The organism is Leifsonia sp. McL0618, from assembly GCF_049994905.1.
Lineage (GTDB): Bacteria > Actinomycetota > Actinomycetes > Actinomycetales > Microbacteriaceae > Diaminobutyricibacter.
In genome coordinates this window covers 1009697-1030326 of sequence record NZ_CP188258.1, presented here as the reverse complement: position 1 = coordinate 1030326, position 20630 = coordinate 1009697, and the positions used below count along the sequence as shown (strand labels likewise).

The window sequence follows — 20630 nt, the reverse complement described above, 5'->3', positions numbered from 1 at the left end:
GCTCGAAGGGTCGAGTGTGCCCGCTCGTGAAACTCAGAGCAGCTTGCGCTCGAGAGCCCACGCGGTCAGCTCGTGGCGCGACGAGAGCTGCAGCTTGCGCAGCACAGCCGACACATGCGTCTCGACCGTCTTCACCGAGATGAAGAGCTCTGCCGCGACCTCCTTGTACGAGAATCCACGTGCGATCAGGCGCATCACCTCCCGCTCCCGCACCGAGAGCCGGTCGAGCTCGTCGACGGCCTCGGCCTGTTCGCCGGCCGCGGCGCCGAACGCATCCAGAACGAAACCCGCCAGCCGGGGCGAGAAGACGGCATCGCCGCTCGCGACGGCCATGACGGCGCGGCTCACGTCATCCCCCGAGCTCCCCTTGGTCAGGTAGCCGCGGGCGCCCGCACGGATGACGCCGACAACGTCTTCCGCCGCATCCGACACGCTCAGCGCCAGGAAACGTGTCTCCGGCGCGTCCGCGATGGTACGCCTCACCACTTCGGCTCCCCCGCCGCCGGCACCGCCCGGCAGGTGCACGTCGAGCAGCACCACGGCCGGGCGCGACGCGACGATCGCCGCGACGGCAGCATCCACATCCGCCGCCTCCGCCACTACGACGAGGCGCGGATCGAGGTCGGCGCGCAGGCCGGAACGGAAGATCGAGTGGTCGTCGACGATCGCGACCGTGATGCCTTCGGGGGCCGCCGACTCCGGGGCTCCTGACGCGCGCGTCTCGCCCGTCTCGCGCGTCTCGCCCGTCTCGCCTGTCTCGCTCATTGCTCGCTCCAGTGCTCGAGGTGCAGGTGCACTTCGGTTCCCGTGCCGCCTGCTCCGGAGGATACCGTCGCCTGGCCGCCCGCCCGCCGCATCCGGCCGATGATGGACTCACGCACGCCGAGGCGGTCTTCTGGCACCGCGGACAAATCGAACCCCGGCCCGCGATCGCGGATGAACACGTCGACAGCGCCGCCCGAGTTCTCCAGGTATACCGAGACATCGCCGCCGGCATGGCGCGCCGCATTCAGCATGGCCTCTCGTGCGGCGGCGGCCAGTTCCGGTGTGACGGCGTCCACCGGCTCACCGACAGCGACCACGTCGATGCGCGCGGGATGCTCGAGTTCGAGCGCCGCAGCGAAGTCCCGGATCTCGGTGGCCAGGTCTCGGTTCGGCGCCTCGGCACGCGCGTAGAGCCAGTCGCGCAGTTCGCGCTCCTGCGCCCGCGCGATCCGCGCGACCTCGCTGGACGCGCCCGCACGGTTCTGGATGAGGGCAAGCGTCTGCAGCACCGAGTCGTGCAGGTGGGCGGCGATCTCCGCTCGCTGCTCTTCACGCACGCGGGCGGTGCGTTCGGCGATCAGCTCCCGCCAGAGCCGGATGGCCCATGGTCCGAGCAGAACGGCCGCACCCGCGAAGACGGTCACGATCACGAGCAGCCACACCCAGCCCGAGTCGGCACGCCCCGCGCCTGCGGTCAGCACCGCGCCCATCGCGAGGAGGAACGCTCCCGCCGTCACGCGGAGCGCGGTCGAGGATGCGGCCCGTGGCACGACTTCGCTGCTGTCTGCGAACTGGTCCCAGGCGACGCCGCCCACGGCGAGCGCGACCATGGCGAGTACCGACACCAGCAGGGCCTGCCCCGATCCGGTGACGGCTGCAGCCGCCGCCCCGGTCACACCGCTCACCACGGCAGCCGCGACAAGCAGCCACGCGACGGGGACACGCCGGTGCACGGCAACAGCATCCGGTGCTGTGGGGTCCGGTTCGCGCAGCGGTGTCAGGGCCCAGAGCCACAGGTAGAGGAGGATGCCCGCACCGCCGACGAATGCGAGGGCGATGAAACTCCAGCGCACGACGGCGACCGACCAGCCCAGGTGGTCGGCGAGCGCCACCGAGACACCGCCGAGCAGGCAGTCGCGCGGGCGCGCCAGCGGGCGCAGCCCACGCGTGGATGCGGTTCCGGCAGACGTCTGGCTCACGTCAGAATCCAAGCAGGTTTCTGCGCTCCCGGCACCCGCGGGCCGATCATTCAGGGTCGGTTCAGGGTGATACCCCATAGCGTCGGCCGTGCCGTCAGCGGGAGCATCGAGACATGTCACAGCAGCAGACTCAGCCGGAACCGCCCGCCGGGGCAGGCGCAGGCGCCGCCCCGGGCTCGAACCGCTTCTTCGGGTGGATGCGCAGCCTCGGCATCCCCCGCGCCGACGGGTGGATCGGCGGCGTGTGCGCCGGCATCGCGGCCCGGATCGGCATCGACCCCCTCATCGTCCGCGGAATCGCCGTCGTCGCCGCAGTGCTCGGCGCACCGGTCGCGCTCTTCTATGCGGCAGCCTGGGCCCTGCTGCCGGACCGCAACGACACGATCCACGCGGAGAAGCTGGTCCGCGGCGAATTCGACAACGCCATGGTGGGGATCGGCGTTCTCGCCCTGGTGTCGTTCCTGCCGTTCACGCAAGGGATCTGGTGGGCGGGCGCACAGTTCTGGGGCGCGCCCGCCTGGCCGGAGGCGATCGGACGCTCCCTCTGGACACTCCTCATCATCGGGCTCATCGTCGCGTTCGTCATCTGGGCTGCGCGCGGCGCCCAACTGCCACCCTGGGCCGGCGGTTCGACACAGAACCCGCGAACGGCTTCCGCGGGCTCCGCCGGCCCAGGGTACGGATCGCCGGCAGCCGGGACCCCCGCGTCATCGGATGCTGCGGGCGCCGCACCGATGACCGTCGCGACCGCTGACCCCGCGACCGCTGACCCCGCGACCGCGGCAGCCGCAGCAGCCGGCGCCACCGCTGCGACCGTGCCCCTGCCGCACGTCGACACTACGTCCGAACCGACGGAGCCGCCGGCTCCCCCGACGGATGCGCCCGCCGACGACTACGCCGCATGGAAAGCCCGCCATGCGTCCTGGCAGGTGGAGCACAATGCCTGGAAGGCGCGGCACGACGCCGACATGAGGGCGATCCGGGCACAGCGTTCGGCCGAGAACCGGGCGCGCTCGCAGGCGTACGCAGCGGCCGCCGCACAGCAACGCCGGGAGTACCGCCTCGCGAATCCCCGAACCAGCGCCGCCTACGTGTTCGCGACGATCGGACTGGCGCTCATCGCATCCGCCATCACCGCGATCGTCGTCACCAACCGGCTGGAATTCGACGGCTACGAAGTGACCGCATCCCTCGCCGTCGCCACGATCGTCTTCGCCCTGGCCGGAGTGCTCGCCGGTGGCCTGCGGCGCCGCAGCGGCTTCCTCGGCTTCGTGTCGATCCTGCTGCTCGTCGCGACGCTGACCACGGCCTTCATCCCGCGCGATCGCCAGTTGGTTCTCCAACCGGTCGGGGCCTGGCTCGCCCCAACGGCATCCGCTTCGTATGCGCAGCCGGTCGGCGACACGACGCTCGTCGTCGATTCGACGACCGCGGGCGGCGCGCCGGGCACACCGGTGATCGACCTGCAGAAAGGCCCGGGCACGACGTACGTGCTCACCGATGCGACGACGACGATCCGCATGGAGGTCGTGCTGAGCGGTGCGAGCCTCTACTCCTACGCCGAAGGACACGGACCCGTCGCCACCCCGGAATGTGCGCGCACCTCGAGCGGAGCGTGCCATTACGACTGGGTCGACGGCCCCAAGCGCACACCGGACGTCATCGTGCGCATCGAACAGACCGGCGGCGAAGTGCAGCTGCAGCGCAACCAGGAGCCGACAGGAGTACAGGGATGAGCGACAACGACGACAAGACCGAGCCCTTCGAAAGCGTGGTCCCGGATGCGGCTGCCGCGGTGCCGGAAGAACCCGCAGCGATCACGATCACGACGGATCCTTCCGCAGCCCCGGCAGCGCTACCGCGATTCGAGCGTCCCCGCATCCGGTGGGCGGCGATCGTCTGGGGGCTGATCATCGCCGGGATCGCCGCCACCACCCTCGCCATCGTCGGCTCGCCCGAACGCCGGCTCGCCGTGGCCGACTGGGCGTCGGCCCTCACGCCCGGCGCATTCTGGATCCTGGGCGTGCTGGTCGTGGGGGTGTTCGTCCTCCTGCTGGCACTGCTCACGCTGATCCGCCACGCCCAGAGGCGCCGTCGCGAGACCTAGGCGGCCGGGGCACGGCAGGGCATCATTGAGCCATGACCGCTGACGACAGTGCCGCCCTCGATCCGGATGCGGCGGTCTCCGTGCGCGACCTGCGCAAGCACTACGGATCGGTCACCGGGCTCGACGGGGTCAGCTTCGACATCGCGCGTGGCGAGACCTTCTCCCTCCTCGGACCGAACGGCGCCGGAAAGAGCACGACGATCGAGATCCTGGAAGGCTACCGGGACCGCACCGGCGGGAACGCCCAGGTGCTCGGGCTCGATCCGCATCGCGGTGGCGTCGACTGGAAGGCGCGCCTGGGCATCGTGCTCCAGTCGAGTGGTGAGCCGGGAAATGTGACGGTGCGCGAGCAGTTGACCCATTTCGCCGGCTTCTATCCGCATCCGCGTGACATCGACGAAGTGATCGCCGCCGTCAGGCTGACCGAGAAGGCGAAGACGCGCATCAAGAATCTCTCGGGCGGCCAGCGCCGCCGCGTCGACGTCGCACTCGGCTTCGTCGGCCGGCCGGAGATGCTGTTCCTCGATGAGCCGACCACGGGCTTCGACCCGGAGGCGCGACACGAGTTCTGGGAGCTCATCCGCCGCCTGAAACGCGAAGGAACGACCATCCTCCTCACCACCCACTACCTCGATGAGGCGGCACAGCTGAGCGACAGGGTCGCCGTGATCGCGAGGGGCCGGCTCGTCGACATCGGTGCCGTCGACGAGATCGGGGGTGCGGATGCGCGCATCCCGATCGTGCGCTGGCGCGACGCGAACGGCGAGCAGCACGAAGAGCGCACCGAGCATCCGGCCGCCGTCGTGGCTGCGCTCGTCGCCAGCGCCGGAGAGCCGCGGGACCTCGAGGTGATCCGGCCGAGTCTCGAAGACATCTACCTGGGGCTCGTCAGGGATGCGGATGCGCAGGTCGCGGCATGAGGACACTTCGGCTGGGCGCCAGCCGCGTCGGCTACGAGACGCGCGTGTACTTCCGGCAGGGGGACACGATCTTCTTCACCTTCCTGTTCCCGGTCGTCATGCTCGGGATCTTCTCGGTGGCGTTCCAGGGGCTCGGCAATGTCGGCAAGAACCCGGACGGCTCCGGAGGCATCACCCAGGCCGCGTACTATCTCCCGGCGATGATCGCGGCAGGCATCCTGTTGAGCGGGGTGCAGAACCTCGCAGTGGACATCGCCGGCGAGAAGGGTGACGGCACCCTGAAACGTCTCGGCGGCTCTCCGCTGCCGGTGATCTCGTACTTCATCGGCAAAATGGGGCAGGTGCTCGCGACGAGTGTGCTGCAGATCGCGTTGCTGCTGGTGATGGCGAGGTTCGTCTTCAACGTCGCGTTGCCGACCGATCCGGCGAAGTGGGTGACGTTCGTGTGGGTGTACCTGCTCGGGATCACCACGTGCGCGGTGCTCGGGATCGCGTTGTCGTCGCTTCCACGATCAGGTGGCAGCGCGACGGCCGTGATCATCCCGATCGTGCTGGTGCTCCAGTTCATCTCGGGCGTCTACCTGGCATTCAACCTGCTGCCGACGTGGCTGCAGAACGTCGCCAGCATCTTTCCGCTGAAATGGATCGCGCAAGGGATGCGGAGTGTGTTCCTGCCCGACAATTTCGAGGCGATCGAGCCGAGCGGCAGCTGGCAGCACGAGGCGACGGCGATCGTGCTGCTGATCTGGCTGGTCGCCGGCATCATCGCGTGCCGGGTGACGTTCCGCTGGATCCGCAAGGATACGTAGCGCCGGCCCAACGTGTCCGTTCCGGTCGAGGGTGCCTGGCGTAGCGGGCACGCTGGACTGAAACGGGCACACTCGCCGACGAGGTCTCAGGCGTTGTCTTTGCGGAAGGTGCGCGTGCCGATCCACAGGCCGGCCGCGAAGAGCGCCAGCGTCCAGAGGAGACCCCACAGCGTCGTGAGCGTCGCGATGTCGCCCTTGAACGCCTCGCGGATCCCGTTGACGATGTACTTGATCGGCATGAAATCGCTCACCGTCACCAGCCACTGGGGCGCGCCCGTCTCGAGGCTGATCGGCAGCAGGATGCCCGACAGCAGCAGCACAGGAAGCGCGATGCTGTTGAGGACAGGCGCCAGCACATCCTCACTCTTGGTCGACAGGGCGAGCGCGTTCGACGACGCCGAACAGGCGCCGCCCAGGAGCATCGTGAGGAAGAGCCCGAAGATCATTCCGGGGATCGACCCGGTGAGCCCGAACAGGAACGCGAGCGCGATCAGCAGGATGCCCTGAACCGTGAGCAGCACGATGTCGCGGGCGACACGGCCCAGCAGGAGCGCCGTGCGGCTCGCGGGGGTGACCCGTTCGGCTTCGACGACGCCCTCGCGCCATTCCGAGATGAGGCCGAAGCCGGCGAACAGCGCCCCGAACAGTCCGAGCTGCACGAGCAGGCCCGGCACGAAGAACGTGTAGGCGTTGACGTTGCCGATCTGTGCTGCGAGAGGCACCAGCAGCGGGCCGAAGAGGGCCAGGTAGAGCACCGGCTGGGCGAGCCCGATGATCACCCAGGCGGGGTTGCGGAGTGCGAGCCGCATCTGGCGGCGGAAGATGATCCAGGTCTGTCGTGCGAAAGTCATGGTCGGAGTCCTCGTCGGTGGGGTGCTCGGGATGCTCGGGATGCGCGGCGCGGGTCGCTCACGCGTCTTCGCGCAGCGAGCGGCCGGTCATGGTGAGAAAGACGTCGTCGAGCGTCGGCCTGCGCACCTCGATCGAGGCGAGGCCGACGCCGGCCGCGTCGAGCGAACGGAGCAGGGCGGGGAGTTCACCACCCGCGCTGGGCACGCGTGCGCTCACGACGAGACCATTGACATCCGTCGCCGTGTCGCTGGTGATGCGCGCGAGCTGCGCCGCCGCTGTCGAGATGTGCGACACGTCGTGCAGGACAAGTTCGATCAGGTCGCCGGCCACCTGGCGCTTGAGGGCATCCGGTGTGTCGGCGGCGACGATCGAGCCGTGGTCGATGACGAGGATGCGATCGCAGAGCGCGTCGGCCTCGTCGAGATAGTGCGTCGTGAGGAAGACCGTGCTGCCGCGCTGCGATCGCAGGTTGCCGATGTGTACCCACAGGTTTGCGCGCGCCTGGGGGTCGAGCCCCGTCGTCGGCTCGTCGAGGAAGACGAGCCTGGGGTCGTGCACCAGGCCCATCGCGATGTCGAGCCGCCGGCGCTGGCCGCCCGACATCGTCTTGGGCTGGCGTTTCCACATGCCTTCGAGGTCGAGCTGATCGAAGAGCTCTTTGCCGCGTTGCTCGGCCTGGGCGGCGGAGATGCCGTAGAGCAGTCCGTGGTCGACGATCTCTTCGCCGGCACGGGCTTCGCCGGCGGTCGAACCGCTCTGCGAAACGTACCCGATGCTCTTTCGGACGTTGATCGGCTCTTTTGCGAGGTCGTACCCAGCGACGACCGCGGTTCCGGACGTCGGCTTGAGCAGCGTCGTCAGCATGCGGAGTGTCGTCGTCTTTCCCGCGCCGTTCGGGCCGAGGAAGCCGACGATCTCTCCCTCTTCGACGTCGATGTCGACGCCGGCGACCGCTGTGACGGCGACGCGTTCGCGCCCCCGCTTGGTGTCGAATGTTCGTGCGAGTCCTCTGGCGTGGATCACCGTGGCTCCTTGTCGAGTCGAAAATGCGGGGTGTGGTGGGGGTGCGGTGTGGTGGGGTGAAGCGGTGGGCGCGGTTCGCGATATATCGCGAATACGAAACTCACGATATATCGCAATCGCAATCGGGCGCAAGACTAGGAAACCACAAGCGTCCGACACTGAGGCAAAAGCCGGGGAGGCTCAGAGCGAGAGGCCGACCAGCACAGGCTCGGGGTGCAGGATGACGCCGAACTCCGCCTGCACTCGCCCCTGCACATACGACGCGAGCTGCACGATCTCGTCGGCCCCTGCGTCGCCGCGGTTCGTCAGGGCCAGTGTGTGCTTGCTCGAGATCGCTGCACGTGAGCCGGGCAGCGCGAACCCGCGACGGATACCCGACTGTTCGATCAGCCACGCAGCGCTCAGCTTGACCTCGTAGGGACCTGTGGCCAGCCGGGGGACGTCATCCGGATGCACGCCACCGGCGCCGAGCGCGCGTACGACGTCGGGCTCAGCCGGTTCGACCGGCCAGCGAGGAGCCGCCGCCGGCAGACCCCGCGCGAAGTTCTCGGACACGATCGGGTTGGTGAAGAACGAACCCGCGCTCACCGAATCGACGTCATCGGGGTCGAGCACCATCCCTTTGGATGCGCGCACCGCGATCACGGCACGGCGCAACTCCGCGACGGAGACCCGGGAACCGAGCGGCACACCGAGCGCATCGGCCAGCTGTGCGTACGCGACCGGCTCGCTCAGCGGCGCGCCCATCGGCTGGTTGGCATCGGTCAGCTCCAGTTCGACAGCGAGCACCACGCCGGCCAGGCCGCGTTTCAGCGCCGACGTGCGGTAGCCCAGCCCGAGCTCTGCCCGCGTCATGCGGCGCACCTCACCGGTGGCGTAGTCGAGGAACTCGATCGCGACCACAGTCGATGCGAGCTCCTGCCCGTACGCTCCGATGTTCTGGAACGGCGCAGCACCGGTCGACCCGGGGATGCCCGACAGCGCTTCGATACCCGCCCAGCCGTTACGCGCGGCGTAGGCGACCACCTCATCCCACGGCTCCCCCGCCTCCACCCTGATGCGCACCCGTCCGGCCGGCGCATCCAGCTGTTCGATTCCCCGCGTGACCACGCGGATGACCGTTCCCGGGAAGCCGTCATCACTCGCGACCGTGTTCGAGCCGCCGCCGAGCAGCAGCCAGTCGCCGCCCTCGGCCCACACGTCGAGTGTCGCCGCGACCAGAGCGTCACGGGTCGCAGGCTCGATCAGCCGGTCGGGCACGCCCCCGACCCTCATCGTCGTGAGGGTCGAAAGCGCAGGGGCGGCGGATGCCATGGCAGGGTCGGTCATGTCAGGCGAGCGACACCCGCACCTGGGCCTTGCCGAGCACCGTCTCGCCGTTGAACGTGACGGTGAGGTCGATTCGCGCGACCTGCGCGTCAGCGTCGAGCTGTCCGACCTTCGCGACGATCGCGACGACCGCTCCGTCGGTCGGGTCGACCACGACGGGCCGCGTGAAACGCACCTGGTAGTCGACGACGCGCGCGGGGTCACCGAGCCAGTCGACGACGGGCTGCACGGCGGCGCCCATGGTGAGCATCCCGTGAGCGATCACACCGGGAAGCCCCACCGACGTGGCGACGTCGTCCCGGTAGTGGATCGGGTTGAAGTCGCCGGAAGCGCCGGCATAGCGTACGAGCGAGTCCCGGGAGAACCGGACCTCCCGCTCGGCGACGACGTCGCCCGCAGTGAGATCGTCGAACTGCGGCATCACTCGTCCCCCCTGACCACCAGCGTCGAAATCGCGGTGACGACGTGCTCGCCCCGAGCATCCGTGATGACCGATTCGGCGGTCACCATGGAATGCGCGCCCAGCGATTTCACGCTCGAGACCGTGAGAGTGGCGGTGAGTTCGTCACCGGCGACCACGGGGCGGGTGTAGCTGAAGCGCTGGTCACCGTGCACGACGCGGCTGAAGTCGATGCCCGCATCCGGTTCAGCGAGAAGCTGGGCGAGAGTCGACTCCTGCACGACGACCGGGAAAGTCGGGGGCGCGACAAGGTCGGCATGGCCGGCAGCACGGGCGGCATCGACGTCGAAGTTGAGTGGGCTGGTGGCGAGCACGGCGCGGGCGAACTCGCGGACCTTCTCGCGCCCGACGAGGTACGGACTGGTCGGGGGAAAGACGCGCCCCTGCAGTTCTGGGTTCACTGGCACCGGTCCATTCTACGGATGCGCCCCGCCGCCCCCGTCGCCCCGGCTCCGCCGGAGAAACGACGAACCCCGGCGGCCTTGCGGCCTGCCGGGGTTCGAGCAGTTCTTCGACTGCAGTCAGTTGCGAGAAGCGCCTACTGGCAGCTGTCGCACTGCAGAAGATCCATGGGGTCGACGGGAACTGCGTAGCCGCCAACTGTGTCGCTTTCGTATTCCATGATGGCCTCCCCTTGAAGTCTGTGTGGCCGCTTGTTGCGGTGTCTTGCCACTATATAACGTGAATGACACGATTGTCATTCCACTACATGTAGTGTTTTGAACTTTTTTCGGACTATTTTCAGGATAGGCCGCACCACCGACATTTCCGGTTGGATCGCGGGCCGGTGCGACCGGTTTTCGCCACCGCTCAGGGACACGGCGTGAGGGCCGCAACGCCCGCCGTCAGAACCGCCGTTCCTCCGACCAGGGCGACCGTTCCGGCGCCGAATCTCGTGAAATCACTCAGGATCGCGTGCGAAACGCACGACGCCGGGCTGAGGTAGAGCGGTGACGCCGTGGCACCGGCCCAGCCCGCCGCGGACAGGGCGTCGGGGAAATTCAGCCCGTTCGCGAGAATGACGCTCGACGCGGACGAATACGCGTTCTCGTTGACCGCAGCGGCCGTCGCATAGCGGTCCGTCCCCGAGATCCGGGTCACCGATCCGTACGCGGCGAGCGCGGTTTCGAGCGAGGCCGAAATGGATGCTGTTCCACCGATGATCCGGATGTTCGTCACACCGAGCCTCTTCAGCACACCCGCGGTGCCTGAATCGACACTCGTCGCCGCACCGTTCACCAGCAGGAGCGGGAACCCGTGCGAGCCGGCCGCGCCACCCGCCGAGAGGGCGTCGGGATAGTTCACACCGGTGGCCACGTAGATCGTCGACGACGATGTGAACGCCGAATCCACGAGCGCCTGGGACGTCTGATAGCGATCGCCACCCTGCACGCGTGAGACGTTCGCCGCCGGCACCGCCGCCTGCAGCTGCGACTCAACGGCAGTTGAAACCGAACCGGGCCCACCCATCACCACGATCGTCGATGGGTCGAGCGAATGGATCTCGGCCGCCACCTCGGCCGGGAGCCGATCCGGATCCGTGAGCAGAACAGGCCCGCCGCGTTTGACGGCAGCGGGTCCGGCCGACAGGGCGTCCGGGTAGTTCAGACCGGAAGCGACGTACACTGTCGGCGCGGTCGCCGGGAACTCCTGGTGCGCGACGGCGACAGAGGTCTGGTATCGGTCGGTTCCCGCGAGCCGGTTCACGGCCGCGACGTGCTGCGTGTAGGTGGCGTGGCCGGAACCGTATCCATTGGCCGCCGTCACCGTGTAGGTGTAGGGGCCGGATGTGGTCGGGGTCCCTGAGATGACGCCGGTCGCGCTGTTCACCGAGAGTCCGGCCGGGAGGGTTCCCGAACTGACGGAGTAGGTCAGGGGAAGACCGCCTGAGCCCACCACGGTCGACGAGTACGCGGCTCCCCTGGCGATCACCGTGGCCGGGGCGGCACTCGTGATCACCGGAGCGCCACCCTGCTCCGAGACCACCGAGAGTGTGTCGTCGGCCAGGTTCGTCACATACGCCGTATGGGTCGTTGGGTCGACCGCGACACCGGCGGGGATGCTTCCGACGCCGACGGTCGCCCTCACCGCTCTCGGCGCCCCGTCGATGATGGAGACGGTGTGGCCGGCTGCGCCGGTCACGCCCTGGTTCACCGCGTAGACCGTGCCGGTCGACGGGTCGACGCCAACGCTGACGGGAGCCGTACCGACGGTGATGTTCGAGACGATCCTGTCCGACGCCTCGTCGATGACGGAGACGGTGTTCGCCTTCGCGTTGGCCACGAACACGGTCCCGCTCGACGGGTTTACGGCCATGCCGACCGGATTTCCACCGGCGTCGCCGATCGTGGCCGTGACGGTATTCGTCGCGCCGCTGATCACCGAGATGGTGCTGCCGGAGGCGTTCGCGACGTAGAGCTTGTCGGTCAGCGGGTCGACCGCGGCTCCGGCAGGCTCGGAGCCGACCGGGATGGTGGCGGTGACCGTGTTCGTGTCGGCGTCGATTACCGACACGGTGTCTGCCGCGCCATTGAGCACGTACACCCTGTGTGTCGCCGTGTTCATCGCGATGCCTTCCGGCTGGCTGCCGACCGGGATGGTCGCGGTGACGGTGTTCGTCGATTCGTCGATCACGGAGACACTGCCGGTGATGTTGTCGACCGGATTGCCGGCATTCGCGACGTAGACCGTGCCGGTCGCCTCATCCACCGTGACCGCATCCGGGAGGAGTCCGACCTTGATCCTGCCGACACGCGCGTGCGTCGTCGTCGAGATCACCGAGACCTGACCGACGCCGTCCATCTCATCGTCGGTCTGATCGGTGACGAAGACCAGGCCGGTGGTGCTGTCGACCGCAATGCCCTGCGGCGCCGAGCCCGCGGGAATGGTCTCGGTGGCCGAGTAGGCCGGAAGCGCTGCCGTAGCAGGCGTCGCACCGGCCACTGTCGCCATCGTCACCGTCACTACGCAGACTGCCGCTGCCCAGGCGCTTCGCATCACAGGTCCTGCTCCCCCGTGTGCGGCTCACAACCGCTGTCTGCACACGTTATTCGTTGTTCCCATGCAGCGCCCGAGGAGAACGGCAAGTCAAGTCCCCAAAAGGGACGGCGCCGGGGTCAGCGGGTCGCGAGAATGCGCAGCTGCAGCATGGCGGCGAAGCGCGCCTCGGGGTCCGCGAGTTCGAGGCCGCTCACCTCGGTGATCCGGCGCAGCCGGTAGCGGAAGGTGTTCGGATGCACGTACAGGGACGCCGACGCCGCCCCGACATCGCCGAAGCAGTCGAGCCACGCCCGCAGTGTGCGCACCAGGCTGGAGTCGGTGCGCTCGTCGTATTCGATCAGGCGGCCGATGGGCCCACCGGGCTCATCCCCGCGCGCGGCGACGACGTCGCGCAGCTCGAGGATCAGTGATTCCGTCTGCACGTCGACCAGGCGTGCGACACGGCCGGTAACCTGGCCGTCGCGGAGCACGCGCAGGACGCGGTCGACGGTCGCGCGGGAGTGCGCGATGCTGGTGACCCCGACGGCCGCGGGTCCGATCGCCAGGATGGCGGGCATCCGCGAGCCGACACGGTCGAGAAAGTCTTCGGCGATGTGCGCCGCACGGTCCTCTGCCGCGTCACCCTCGCCGGGGGCCGCGAAGATGCCGTACGCCACATCGCCGACCAGGGCCACCGCGGCGCCGGGGCGCACGGCCGAGAGATGCACGGCGAGAGCGTCGGCGAACCGCTGACGCTCTCCGAGGAGGAGTTGGTCGCCACGTACCGACCGCTCGCGCTGGGCGTCGAGCAACAGTGCCGCGCCGATGACGCCGACCCTCTGGCCGCCGAGGCCGAGCCGCTCGAGGGCATCCCGGGCTCCCGCGCCGCCCTCGAGGGCGGTCCCGACCAGTTCTGTACTGAGCCTGCGCTGCACGTCGGCACCGGCACGAACCCGCAGCAGGTGCAAGGCGACGAGTTTGGCCGCATCCTGGAGAGCGGCCGTGCGTTCGTCGGTCAGGGGGCCGTCCATTGCCGCCCAGACCGACCCGAGCACCTCGTCGCCAGCCCGCACCGCGAGGGCGATGCGCTGCGTGGTCAGGCCCTCGTAGCCGATCTGGATGGGGTCGACGATCACAGGTTTGTCGTGACGGTACAGGTCGCGGAACACGCCACGCTCGGTGAGCACCCGTGAGTACCGCTCGGGAACCTGGCGTCCGATGATCGTCTCTGCCCGCGACGCATCAGCTTCTTCCTGTCGCCCGGAGAAGGCGAGGACGCGCGACGAGCGGTCCTCGATCGTCACGGGCGCGTCGAGCAGTGCGGCGATCGCGTTGGAGACGGCGAAGAGGTCGCCGGAGGGCAGTCCGCCGAGCGATTCGTGTTCAGCGTCGCCGATGTCGCCTTCGGCAAGCAGCGAGCGCAGGAGGGCCGCCAGTTGCGTCCAGGTCGCCCCGCGGGCGAGCCCCATGACGGCGACGCCCGAGCTGTCGACCGCTTCGCGCACGCCGTCGGTCAGTTCGACCGGTGCGCGGACGATGAGTGCCACGACGCCGCGCTTGCCGAGTTGGGTCACCAGTGCCGCAAGTTCGACCGGATCGGCGATCCCGACGCCGAGCACGAGGGCCCGCTCAGGATAAACGGGCTCCTCGACGGGGTCGTGGATGACGACGCCGCCGATGTCGTGCGTCACCTCGACGTCACCGTGCACGAGTTCGAGCAGCGTCACGCCGAGGTCGTCCAGGATGCGCCCCAGGCTCGATCGGGGGCGCAGGTTCATGTGCGGGAGCATAACTTCCTCAGATGTGGACCCACTCGACAGAGGTTGTGAGCTCGTCGAGAACCTCCTGGATCGGCGAGACGCCGAGACCGGGCCCGGCCGGTACGTCGAGGTGGCCGTCCTTCATGACGAACGGTGCCGTGATGTCGGTGCGGTAGAAACGGTCGCTTGCCGAGACGTCGCCGGGCAGCGTGAAGCCCGGAAGCGACGCGAGTGCGACGTTCGCCGCGCGCCCGATGCCGGATTCGAGCATCCCACCGCACCAGACGGCGATGCCGTTCGCCGCCGCGATGTCGTGGATGCGTCGTGCTTCGAGATAGCCGCCAACACGGCCCGGCTTGATGTTGATCACCTGCGTCGCGCCGAGCCTGATCGCGGCCGCGGCAGTCTGCGCCGACGTGATCGACTCGTCGAGGCAGATGGGCGTCTTCACGATCTTCGCGAGCTCCGCGTGGCCGAGGATGTCCTCCTCTTCGAGGGGCTGCTCGATGAGCAGCAGGTCGAAGTCGTCGAGGCGGGCCAGGTGACGGGCGTCGCGCAGGGTATAGGCGGTGTTCGCATCCACCTGCAGCAGAACGTCGTCGCCGAATTTCTCACGCACGGCCCGCACGGCCTCGATGTCCCAGCCGGGCTCGATCTTGAGCTTGATGCGCACGTATCCGGCGTCGAGGTAGCCGCCGACCGCATCCAGCAGCTCGGGAATCGAGTTCATGATGCCGACCGAGACCCCGCACGGCACCGACGAGTGCACGGAGCCGAGCTCGCGCGCGAAGGAGCGGCCTTCCGCGCGCAGTTCGGCGTCGAGCACGGCCATCTCCAGCGCGGCCTTGGCCATGCGGTGGCCTTTGTACGGATAGAGGGCGTGGCCGACGCCGGGGGCATCGGACACTCCGGCCGCCGCGAGCGCAGGGATGAAGAACCGCTTCATGACGTCGACCGCGCCGTCAGCATACTCCGGCGAATAGAGCGGGTCGGGCAGCGTGACGCATTCGCCCCAGCCCTCCCCCTCGTCGGTGACGGCGCGGACGAGGAGGATGTCGCGCTCGGTCTGCGTGCTGAAGGATGTGCGGAACGGCGACACCAGCGGCATCGCGACCCGACGCAGTTCGAATCCTTCGAGTTTCATCGCGTGGCCTCCGCACTGCCTGTCTCGAGAACGTAGCCCTGCACCCGGTCGAAGCCGACGATGCGGCCCCCGGCTCCGAGCAGTTCGGTGAGCCTCTCGCGTACCCGCACCCGCCATTCGCCCGCGAGTTCGGGCTCTTCGAGGCGCATCGCTTCGATGTCGGCGGGAACCGCGACGGTGACGTGGTCGACAAGCGCGGGAGCCGGCACCCTGCCGGTCGCGGCGGCCGCGACGACGACGGGATCCTTGAGGCTCCAGCGCACGAGCAGGCGGTCGGTCTCGTCATCGCCGTTGATGACGTCGCTCATCACACCGTAGAAGTTGGGCAGGTACTCGACCGGGGCCGCTCCGAGCTTCACGATGTTGAAGTAGGCGTTGCGGGCGACGAGCGGGTCGAAGGTCCACTCGATGATGCCGATACCGCGGTCGAGGGCCCAGGCACGCTGGTGGAGCTTCATGGCGAAGCCGACCGAGCGACCGATGAGGTCATGGGAGACACCGGCGATGTGGCTGTGCAGCGAGTGCTGTTCCGGCGTCGAGTGGAAAGCGATCGTCGCCCCGACGAGTTCCTCGCCGTCGAAGGCGCCGCCGATGTAGTTCCCCGCCTTGCTGAAGGCCCGGAGCAGCTCCGGGGTCACGGGCGGGTTTCCTGTGCGGCCCCAGATGTCGGAGAGCAGGTGGACGGTCGCGTTCAGCTCCTCGATGCCGGCGAGCTCACGTACGGTGACGCCTGCTGCGTCGGCCGCCGCCTCGGCGGCGGAGACCGCCTCGTCGGCCGGCTTCAGGTCTATTCCGGTCATGAGTCCCCCTGCTCGAGCAGTTCGAAGATGAGTGCGCCCAGCAGCGCGGTGCGCGGCGCGATCGCGTCGATGACGACATGCTCGTCGTCTGCGTGCGCTCCCCCGCCGACAGCGCCGAGGCCGTCGAGGGTCTGGATGCCGAGCCCGGCCGTGAAGTTACCGTCGCTGGCGCCCCCGACGGCGATGCCGACGAGCGGTTCCAGGCCGAGCCGGGATGCGATGGACTGCGCGCGGTCGAAGAGCGCCGAGGAGGAGGCGGACTCCAGCGGAGGCCGATTGGGACCCCCCTCGACGGAGAGCACGGCACCGGGGAGCACTGCAGTGAGCCCGCGCATCGCGGCGTCGACGCGGTCCTGCTCGGCGATCGTGCAGACGCGCACGTCGACGACGAACGATCCCGAGGCAGGCACCGTGTTCGTGGTGGTGCCCGCCCCGATGACAGTCGGTGTCACGGTCGTGCCGAGCACCGCATCCGCCAGAGCCGCGACCGCGAGCGCCTGGTGCGCGAGTTCGAGCGTCGCGTTGACGCCCTTCTCCGGCTCCAGTCCCGCGTGGGCCGCCCGGCCCGTTACGCGAACCTCGTAGATCGACGTGCCTTTGCGCTCGATCTTCAGCGCCCCGCCGTCACCGGACGCCTCGGTCACGAACACGGCGAGGGCGCCGGCCGCTTCAGACTCGATGAGTGCGCGCGAGGTCGGCGAGCCGACCTCCTCGTCGCCGGTCACGAGGATGGTCACACCATCGCGGTCCGGCAGCGCGGCGACCGCGTGCAGCGCCATCACGAGCCCGACCTTCATGTCGAAGCTGCCCGGACCGGTCAGCACACCGTCACGCACGGCGAACGGATGCGTCGCCAGCGAGCCGATCGGCCACACCGTGTCGTGATGCGTCAGCAGCAGCACGCGCGTCGCACCGCCGAACCGCCAGCGCAGGTGGGTGGTGCCGTCGACGACGAGCCGCTCCGGCTCGACGCCGAGCAGCTCGGCGCCAAGCGCCGCCACCTGCTCCGCCGAGCGGGCCACCGCCGCGGCATCCGCGGACGGCGACTCGCATTCGACGAGCCGGCGGATGTGGTCGACGATCACCGCGGGAGCGGCGACGTCGGTGTGGACAAGGCTCACGCTGGAACCGCCGTCTTCGGTGTCGCACGAGCACCGAAGTGCAGGTACTCCTCGCCGGTGGGCAGCGAGTAGAAGGTCACGGCGATCCAGGTCTCCGTGCCGGGAGCCCGCACGGCGAACAGCTTGTCCGCGACGGGAACCAGCGGATACTCGTCGACAGCCGACTCCGGCGTCATTTCGACGAGCGGGCCGGTCATCGTCGTGCGCAGGAGCGGACCTTCGTCGTTCGCCAGGATCTCCATCTTGATGCCGGCGCGCTCGTAGGTGCCGACGAACGGTGTCACGTCGATGTCGACCGGCTCGGCCGGCGGCTGCAGGGACGACTGCATGGTGATGCCGGACAGTTCGGCGAAGATCTCACGGTAGAGGTCTTCGTACAGGTCGCGGGTGTGGCCGCCGTTGGTGAGCAGCGTGACCGCGACACCGCTCTCGGCGTGGATGCGCAGGAACGCGGCCTGGCCGATGGTGTTGCCGTCGTGGCCGTAGAGCCGGGTGCCGTTCCAGCCGAAGCGGATCCAGCCGAGGCCCCACGAGTCGCCGAGCGAGTACTTGTCGGGCACGTCCGCGTGCAGCTGCTGCATCGCGAGCACGCTCTCCTCGGTGAGGAGGCGGGTGCCGTCGGCTGCGACGCCACCGGTCAGGTGCAGCCGTGCGAAGGCGAGCACGTCCTCGGCACGGGCCGTGATCAGGCCGGCCGGCCCGAGCGACCGGGGCAGGCCCCACGTCGGCGTGACGATCTGGTCGTCGCCGACCTCGACGTGGCCGACGGCGGCGGCGTAGCGGATCGCGTCTTCGGGCAGGGTGACCGTGTGGGTCAGGCCGAGCGGCGAGAACAGCAGGTCGCGCATCGCTGCGTCCCAGGTCTGGCCGGTGACCTGCTCGATCACGGCGCCCAGCAGGCTGTAGCCCGAGTTGCAGTACGACCAGGTGGCGCCGATCGGGTGGTTCTGGCCGGCATCCACGAGCTGGTACGCGTACTTCTCGATGCAGTCGTCGCCACGGCCGGTGTCGGTGAAGACGTCTCCGTCGATGCCGCTGGTGTGGGTCAGCAGGTGCCAGACGGTCACGCCGTCGGTCAGGTCGTCGTTGATGAGACGGAAGCCCGGGAGGATGTCGGCGATCCTGGTGTCGAGGGCGATCTTGCCCTGATCCACCAGCCGCATGACGACGGATGCCGTCCACACCTTCGAGATCGACCCGATCTGGAACACGGCGTCGGTCGTTACGGGCGCACCGGTCGAGATGTTGCGGTTGAGCGTTCCGGTCGCGGCGGTCACGACCTCGTCGGCGCCGCCCGTGCCGAGGCGCAGGATGCCGAGCTGGGCTCCGGGAACCTTGTGGCGCTTGGCGAGAGCCGTCAGGCGGCGCTGCCAGTGCGCGGCGTCGATGGGCTCGGGCCGGGGGCCCGCCGCGTCACCCGCGTACTGCTCCACCCACCCGACGATACGGGTGCAGAAGTCGATGCGGTGGCTCGGCTTGCCGAGCAGCGGGAAGACATGGCTGGCCCCGGGGTAGATCACGAGACGGGTCGGTACGCCCTGCTCGCGCAGCGCGTAGTGCCACTGCTCGGCCTGGCCGACCGGGCAGCGCACGTCGTCGCCGCCCTGCAGAACGAGCGTCGGCGTCGTGACCTTGTCGACGTGCGTGTACGGGGAGAGCTCGGCGAGGCGCTCACGGTCGCCGCTCTTCCAGGGCAGCGCGCCGAGTTCTGCGACGCTGAGGAAGTGGGCGTCGTCGCTCGTGCCGCCCATGCTCACGAGGTCGGCGACGACACCACCGCTGACGGCTGCGGCGAAGCGGTCGTCGCGGCTCGTCAGGTAGCAGGTGGTGAACCCGCCGTAGCTGTAGCCGGTGATCGCCAGACGCTTCGGGTCGGCGAGACCCTCGGCGACGAGCTGGTCGATCGGCTCGAGGAAGTCGTTGCGGTCCGCCTCGCCCCAGGCGCCGAAGACGGCGTCGTAGAACTCGGTGCCGTAGCCGTCGGATCCGCGCGGGTTGACGATGAGCACGGTCCAGCCGCGGGCGGCGAGCTCCTGGTGGTAGAGGTGCATCTCGTCGGCTGCAGCGTTCCACGCGTTGTGCGGTCCGCCGTGCACGTCGATGAGAAGCGGCGTCGCTCCCGTCACCTCGGGGTCGCGGATGACCCATCCCTGCACGGTGACACCGTCGCTGATCACGAATTCCCGGCTCACGCGAGCGAACAGCTCGACCTCTGCGAGGGTGTCGCCGTGGGCGGTGACGACGGTCTCGGCGCCGGTGCCGAGGTCGACAGCGACGATCTCGCCGAACGAGGTCGGCGTGGCAAGCGCGATCGCGGCGGCGGAGCCGGCGACCGACAGTCCGCTGACCACATGGCCCTCGCCGCCGTGGACGAGACGCGGCTCGCCGCCGGTGAACGGCACGACGTACAGGTGGGTGCATCCGCGGTCACGGATCGCGAAGAGAACGTCGCCTTCGGCGGTGAACTGCGGCAGGGCACCGGGGTACGCCGGCGCTCCCGGCATGACGTTGCGGTCGAGGGATGCGGCGAGCTCGGTCACCTGGCCGGTCGCGAGGTCGACGGCGAAGAGTCCTGCATGCGCCCGCGGGTCGCCGGCCCAGCCGACGACGACCAGTCCGTTGCCTTCCGGGGTGAACGTGACGGTTCCGGCGAAGCCGTCCTCGAACGCGACAGCGCGCGGGAGCGCCTTGGGGTCGACGGCGTCGATGAAGTGGACGGACGAACGCATGGCGAGCTCGTCGACGCCCTCAGGGTGAGCGGTGAAGGCGATGGTGGCGCCGTCCGGGCTCCACGCGGGGCTGCCTGCGTGCTCGGCACCGTCGGTGAGCTGGCGCAGCTCACCGGTCTCGACGTCGACAACGTGCACCTGCGAGCGCAGTGTGCGCAGGTAGCCGGCGCCATCCACCTGGTATCCGACACCATCCGTGACGATCGGCGCAACTGTGCGGCGTGCGCGTTCCGCGTCGCCGTCGCTGTCCGCAGCCGCGTAGTCGACGGGAGCGGCGAACGCGATACGCGTTCCGCCCGGGCTCCAGACCGGCGCACCGGCACCCAGCGGCAGGGTCGTCAGCTGCTTCGGCTCGCCGCCGGCGACCGGCAGCGTCCAGAGCTGGCCGTCGCGCTGGAACGCGATGACGGAACCGTCGGGCGAGAAGGAGGGGCTGGCATCCGTGGTTCCGTGGGTCAGCTGGCGGGCAGACCCTGCGGCGTCGGTGATCCAGAGGGCGCTCACGGCCGTGTCCGCTGCGGCGTCATTGCCGCTCAGAACGTAGGCGATGCTCGAACCGTCGGGCGACACGCTGGGCTGGCTCGGCACGGTGAGTGCGAGCAGGTCTTCGATGCGCATTCTGCGGGTCACGGG

The 20630-nt window shown here is 69.1% G+C and carries 17 protein-coding genes; 4 read left to right on the top strand and 13 right to left on the bottom strand.

Annotation, left to right across the window (positions count from 1 at the left end; genetic code table 11):
* Positions 1–33 precede the first annotated feature (33 nt).
* Positions 34–765, bottom strand: a complete 732-nt coding sequence (locus ACPPVQ_RS05010; protein WP_426519255.1) for a LuxR C-terminal-related transcriptional regulator — start codon at positions 763–765, stop codon at positions 34–36.
* Positions 762–1964: a PspC domain-containing protein gene (locus ACPPVQ_RS05005; RefSeq protein ID WP_426519253.1), complete on the bottom strand. Its 1203-nt coding sequence runs from the start codon at positions 1962–1964 to the stop codon at positions 762–764. The genes ACPPVQ_RS05010 and ACPPVQ_RS05005 overlap by 4 nt, the downstream gene beginning before the upstream one ends.
* Positions 1965–2077: 113 nt before the next feature.
* Here ACPPVQ_RS05005 and ACPPVQ_RS05000 point away from each other — a divergent pair, with 113 nt between their 5' ends.
* The 4 genes from ACPPVQ_RS05000 to ACPPVQ_RS04985 are packed head-to-tail and all read left to right on the top strand — an operon-like array spanning position 2078 to position 5800.
* Positions 2078–3700, top strand: a complete 1623-nt coding sequence (locus ACPPVQ_RS05000) for a PspC domain-containing protein (protein ID WP_426519251.1) — start codon at positions 2078–2080, stop codon at positions 3698–3700.
* Positions 3697–4071, top strand: coding sequence for a hypothetical protein (locus tag ACPPVQ_RS04995; RefSeq protein WP_426519249.1), 375 nt, complete (start codon positions 3697–3699; stop codon positions 4069–4071). Before ACPPVQ_RS05000 ends, ACPPVQ_RS04995 begins: the two co-directional genes overlap by 4 nt.
* A 32-nt stretch (positions 4072–4103) precedes the next feature.
* Positions 4104–4991: an ABC transporter ATP-binding protein gene (locus ACPPVQ_RS04990; protein WP_426519247.1), complete on the top strand. Its 888-nt coding sequence runs from the start codon at positions 4104–4106 to the stop codon at positions 4989–4991.
* Positions 4988–5800, top strand: coding sequence for an ABC transporter permease (locus tag ACPPVQ_RS04985; RefSeq protein WP_426519245.1), 813 nt, complete (start codon positions 4988–4990; stop codon positions 5798–5800). The genes ACPPVQ_RS04990 and ACPPVQ_RS04985 overlap by 4 nt, the downstream gene beginning before the upstream one ends.
* Positions 5801–5886: 86 nt before the next feature.
* Here ACPPVQ_RS04985 and ACPPVQ_RS04980 read toward each other — a convergent pair whose 3' ends face one another.
* From ACPPVQ_RS04980 to ACPPVQ_RS04930, 11 genes are all read right to left on the bottom strand, one after another.
* Positions 5887–6651: an ABC transporter permease gene (locus ACPPVQ_RS04980; RefSeq protein ID WP_426519243.1), complete on the bottom strand. Its 765-nt coding sequence runs from the start codon at positions 6649–6651 to the stop codon at positions 5887–5889.
* A 58-nt stretch (positions 6652–6709) separates the two neighbouring features.
* A complete protein-coding gene (locus tag ACPPVQ_RS04975; RefSeq protein WP_426519241.1) occupies positions 6710–7675 on the bottom strand; it encodes an ATP-binding cassette domain-containing protein in 966 nt (321 codons plus the stop codon).
* Positions 7676–7855: 180 nt separating this feature from the next.
* The gene (locus ACPPVQ_RS04970) at positions 7856–9004 is read right to left on the bottom strand and encodes a UDP-N-acetylmuramate dehydrogenase (protein ID WP_426519239.1); all 1149 of its coding nucleotides are present in this window, start codon (positions 9002–9004) and stop codon (positions 7856–7858) included.
* 1 nt (position 9005) lies between these two features.
* A complete protein-coding gene (locus ACPPVQ_RS04965; protein ID WP_426519237.1) occupies positions 9006–9425 on the bottom strand; it encodes a MaoC family dehydratase in 420 nt (139 codons plus the stop codon).
* Complete coding sequence (locus ACPPVQ_RS04960; protein ID WP_426519235.1) at positions 9425–9871, bottom strand: FAS1-like dehydratase domain-containing protein; 447 nt, start codon at positions 9869–9871, stop codon at positions 9425–9427. Before ACPPVQ_RS04960 ends, ACPPVQ_RS04965 begins: the two co-directional genes overlap by 1 nt.
* Positions 9872–10274: 403 nt before the next feature.
* Positions 10275–12461: a cell wall-binding repeat-containing protein gene (locus ACPPVQ_RS04955; RefSeq protein WP_426519233.1), complete on the bottom strand. Its 2187-nt coding sequence runs from the start codon at positions 12459–12461 to the stop codon at positions 10275–10277.
* A gap of 119 nt (positions 12462–12580) precedes the next feature.
* Positions 12581–14221 (bottom strand): PucR family transcriptional regulator, encoded by a 1641-nt coding sequence (locus ACPPVQ_RS04950; protein WP_426519231.1) that lies wholly within the window; start codon positions 14219–14221, stop codon positions 12581–12583.
* Positions 14222–14240: 19 nt separating this feature from the next.
* Complete coding sequence (menC, locus tag ACPPVQ_RS04945; RefSeq protein WP_426519229.1) at positions 14241–15347, bottom strand: o-succinylbenzoate synthase; 1107 nt, start codon at positions 15345–15347, stop codon at positions 14241–14243.
* Entirely contained in the window at positions 15344–16147 is an 804-nt protein-coding gene (locus tag ACPPVQ_RS04940; RefSeq protein ID WP_426519227.1) for a GNAT family N-acetyltransferase, read from the bottom strand. Before ACPPVQ_RS04940 ends, menC begins: the two co-directional genes overlap by 4 nt.
* Positions 16144–17268, bottom strand: a complete 1125-nt coding sequence (locus tag ACPPVQ_RS04935; RefSeq protein ID WP_426519225.1) for a M20/M25/M40 family metallo-hydrolase — start codon at positions 17266–17268, stop codon at positions 16144–16146. Before ACPPVQ_RS04935 ends, ACPPVQ_RS04940 begins: the two co-directional genes overlap by 4 nt.
* Positions 17265–20627, bottom strand: coding sequence for a serine hydrolase (locus tag ACPPVQ_RS04930; protein ID WP_426519223.1), 3363 nt, complete (start codon positions 20625–20627; stop codon positions 17265–17267). The genes ACPPVQ_RS04935 and ACPPVQ_RS04930 overlap by 4 nt, the downstream gene beginning before the upstream one ends.
* Positions 20628–20630: the final 3 nt, after the last annotated feature.

Coding starts and splice junctions, on each gene's coding strand:
- menC (WP_426519229.1), bottom strand. CDS start 15,347: ATGAAACTCGAAGGATTCGAACTGCGTCGGGTCGCGATGCCGCTGGTG.
- ACPPVQ_RS04985 (WP_426519245.1), top strand. CDS start 4,988: ATGAGGACACTTCGGCTGGGCGCCAGCCGCGTCGGCTACGAGACGCGC.
- ACPPVQ_RS05000 (WP_426519251.1), top strand. CDS start 2,078: ATGTCACAGCAGCAGACTCAGCCGGAACCGCCCGCCGGGGCAGGCGCA.
- ACPPVQ_RS04965 (WP_426519237.1), bottom strand. CDS start 9,425: ATGCCGCAGTTCGACGATCTCACTGCGGGCGACGTCGTCGCCGAGCGG.
- ACPPVQ_RS04970 (WP_426519239.1), bottom strand. CDS start 9,004: ATGACCGACCCTGCCATGGCATCCGCCGCCCCTGCGCTTTCGACCCTC.
- ACPPVQ_RS04955 (WP_426519233.1), bottom strand. CDS start 12,461: ATGCGAAGCGCCTGGGCAGCGGCAGTCTGCGTAGTGACGGTGACGATG.
- ACPPVQ_RS04995 (WP_426519249.1), top strand. CDS start 3,697: ATGAGCGACAACGACGACAAGACCGAGCCCTTCGAAAGCGTGGTCCCG.
- ACPPVQ_RS04940 (WP_426519227.1), bottom strand. CDS start 16,147: ATGACCGGAATAGACCTGAAGCCGGCCGACGAGGCGGTCTCCGCCGCC.
- ACPPVQ_RS04990 (WP_426519247.1), top strand. CDS start 4,104: ATGACCGCTGACGACAGTGCCGCCCTCGATCCGGATGCGGCGGTCTCC.
- ACPPVQ_RS04980 (WP_426519243.1), bottom strand. CDS start 6,651: ATGACTTTCGCACGACAGACCTGGATCATCTTCCGCCGCCAGATGCGG.
- ACPPVQ_RS04950 (WP_426519231.1), bottom strand. CDS start 14,221: ATGAACCTGCGCCCCCGATCGAGCCTGGGGCGCATCCTGGACGACCTC.
- ACPPVQ_RS05010 (WP_426519255.1), bottom strand. CDS start 765: ATGAGCGAGACAGGCGAGACGGGCGAGACGCGCGAGACGGGCGAGACG.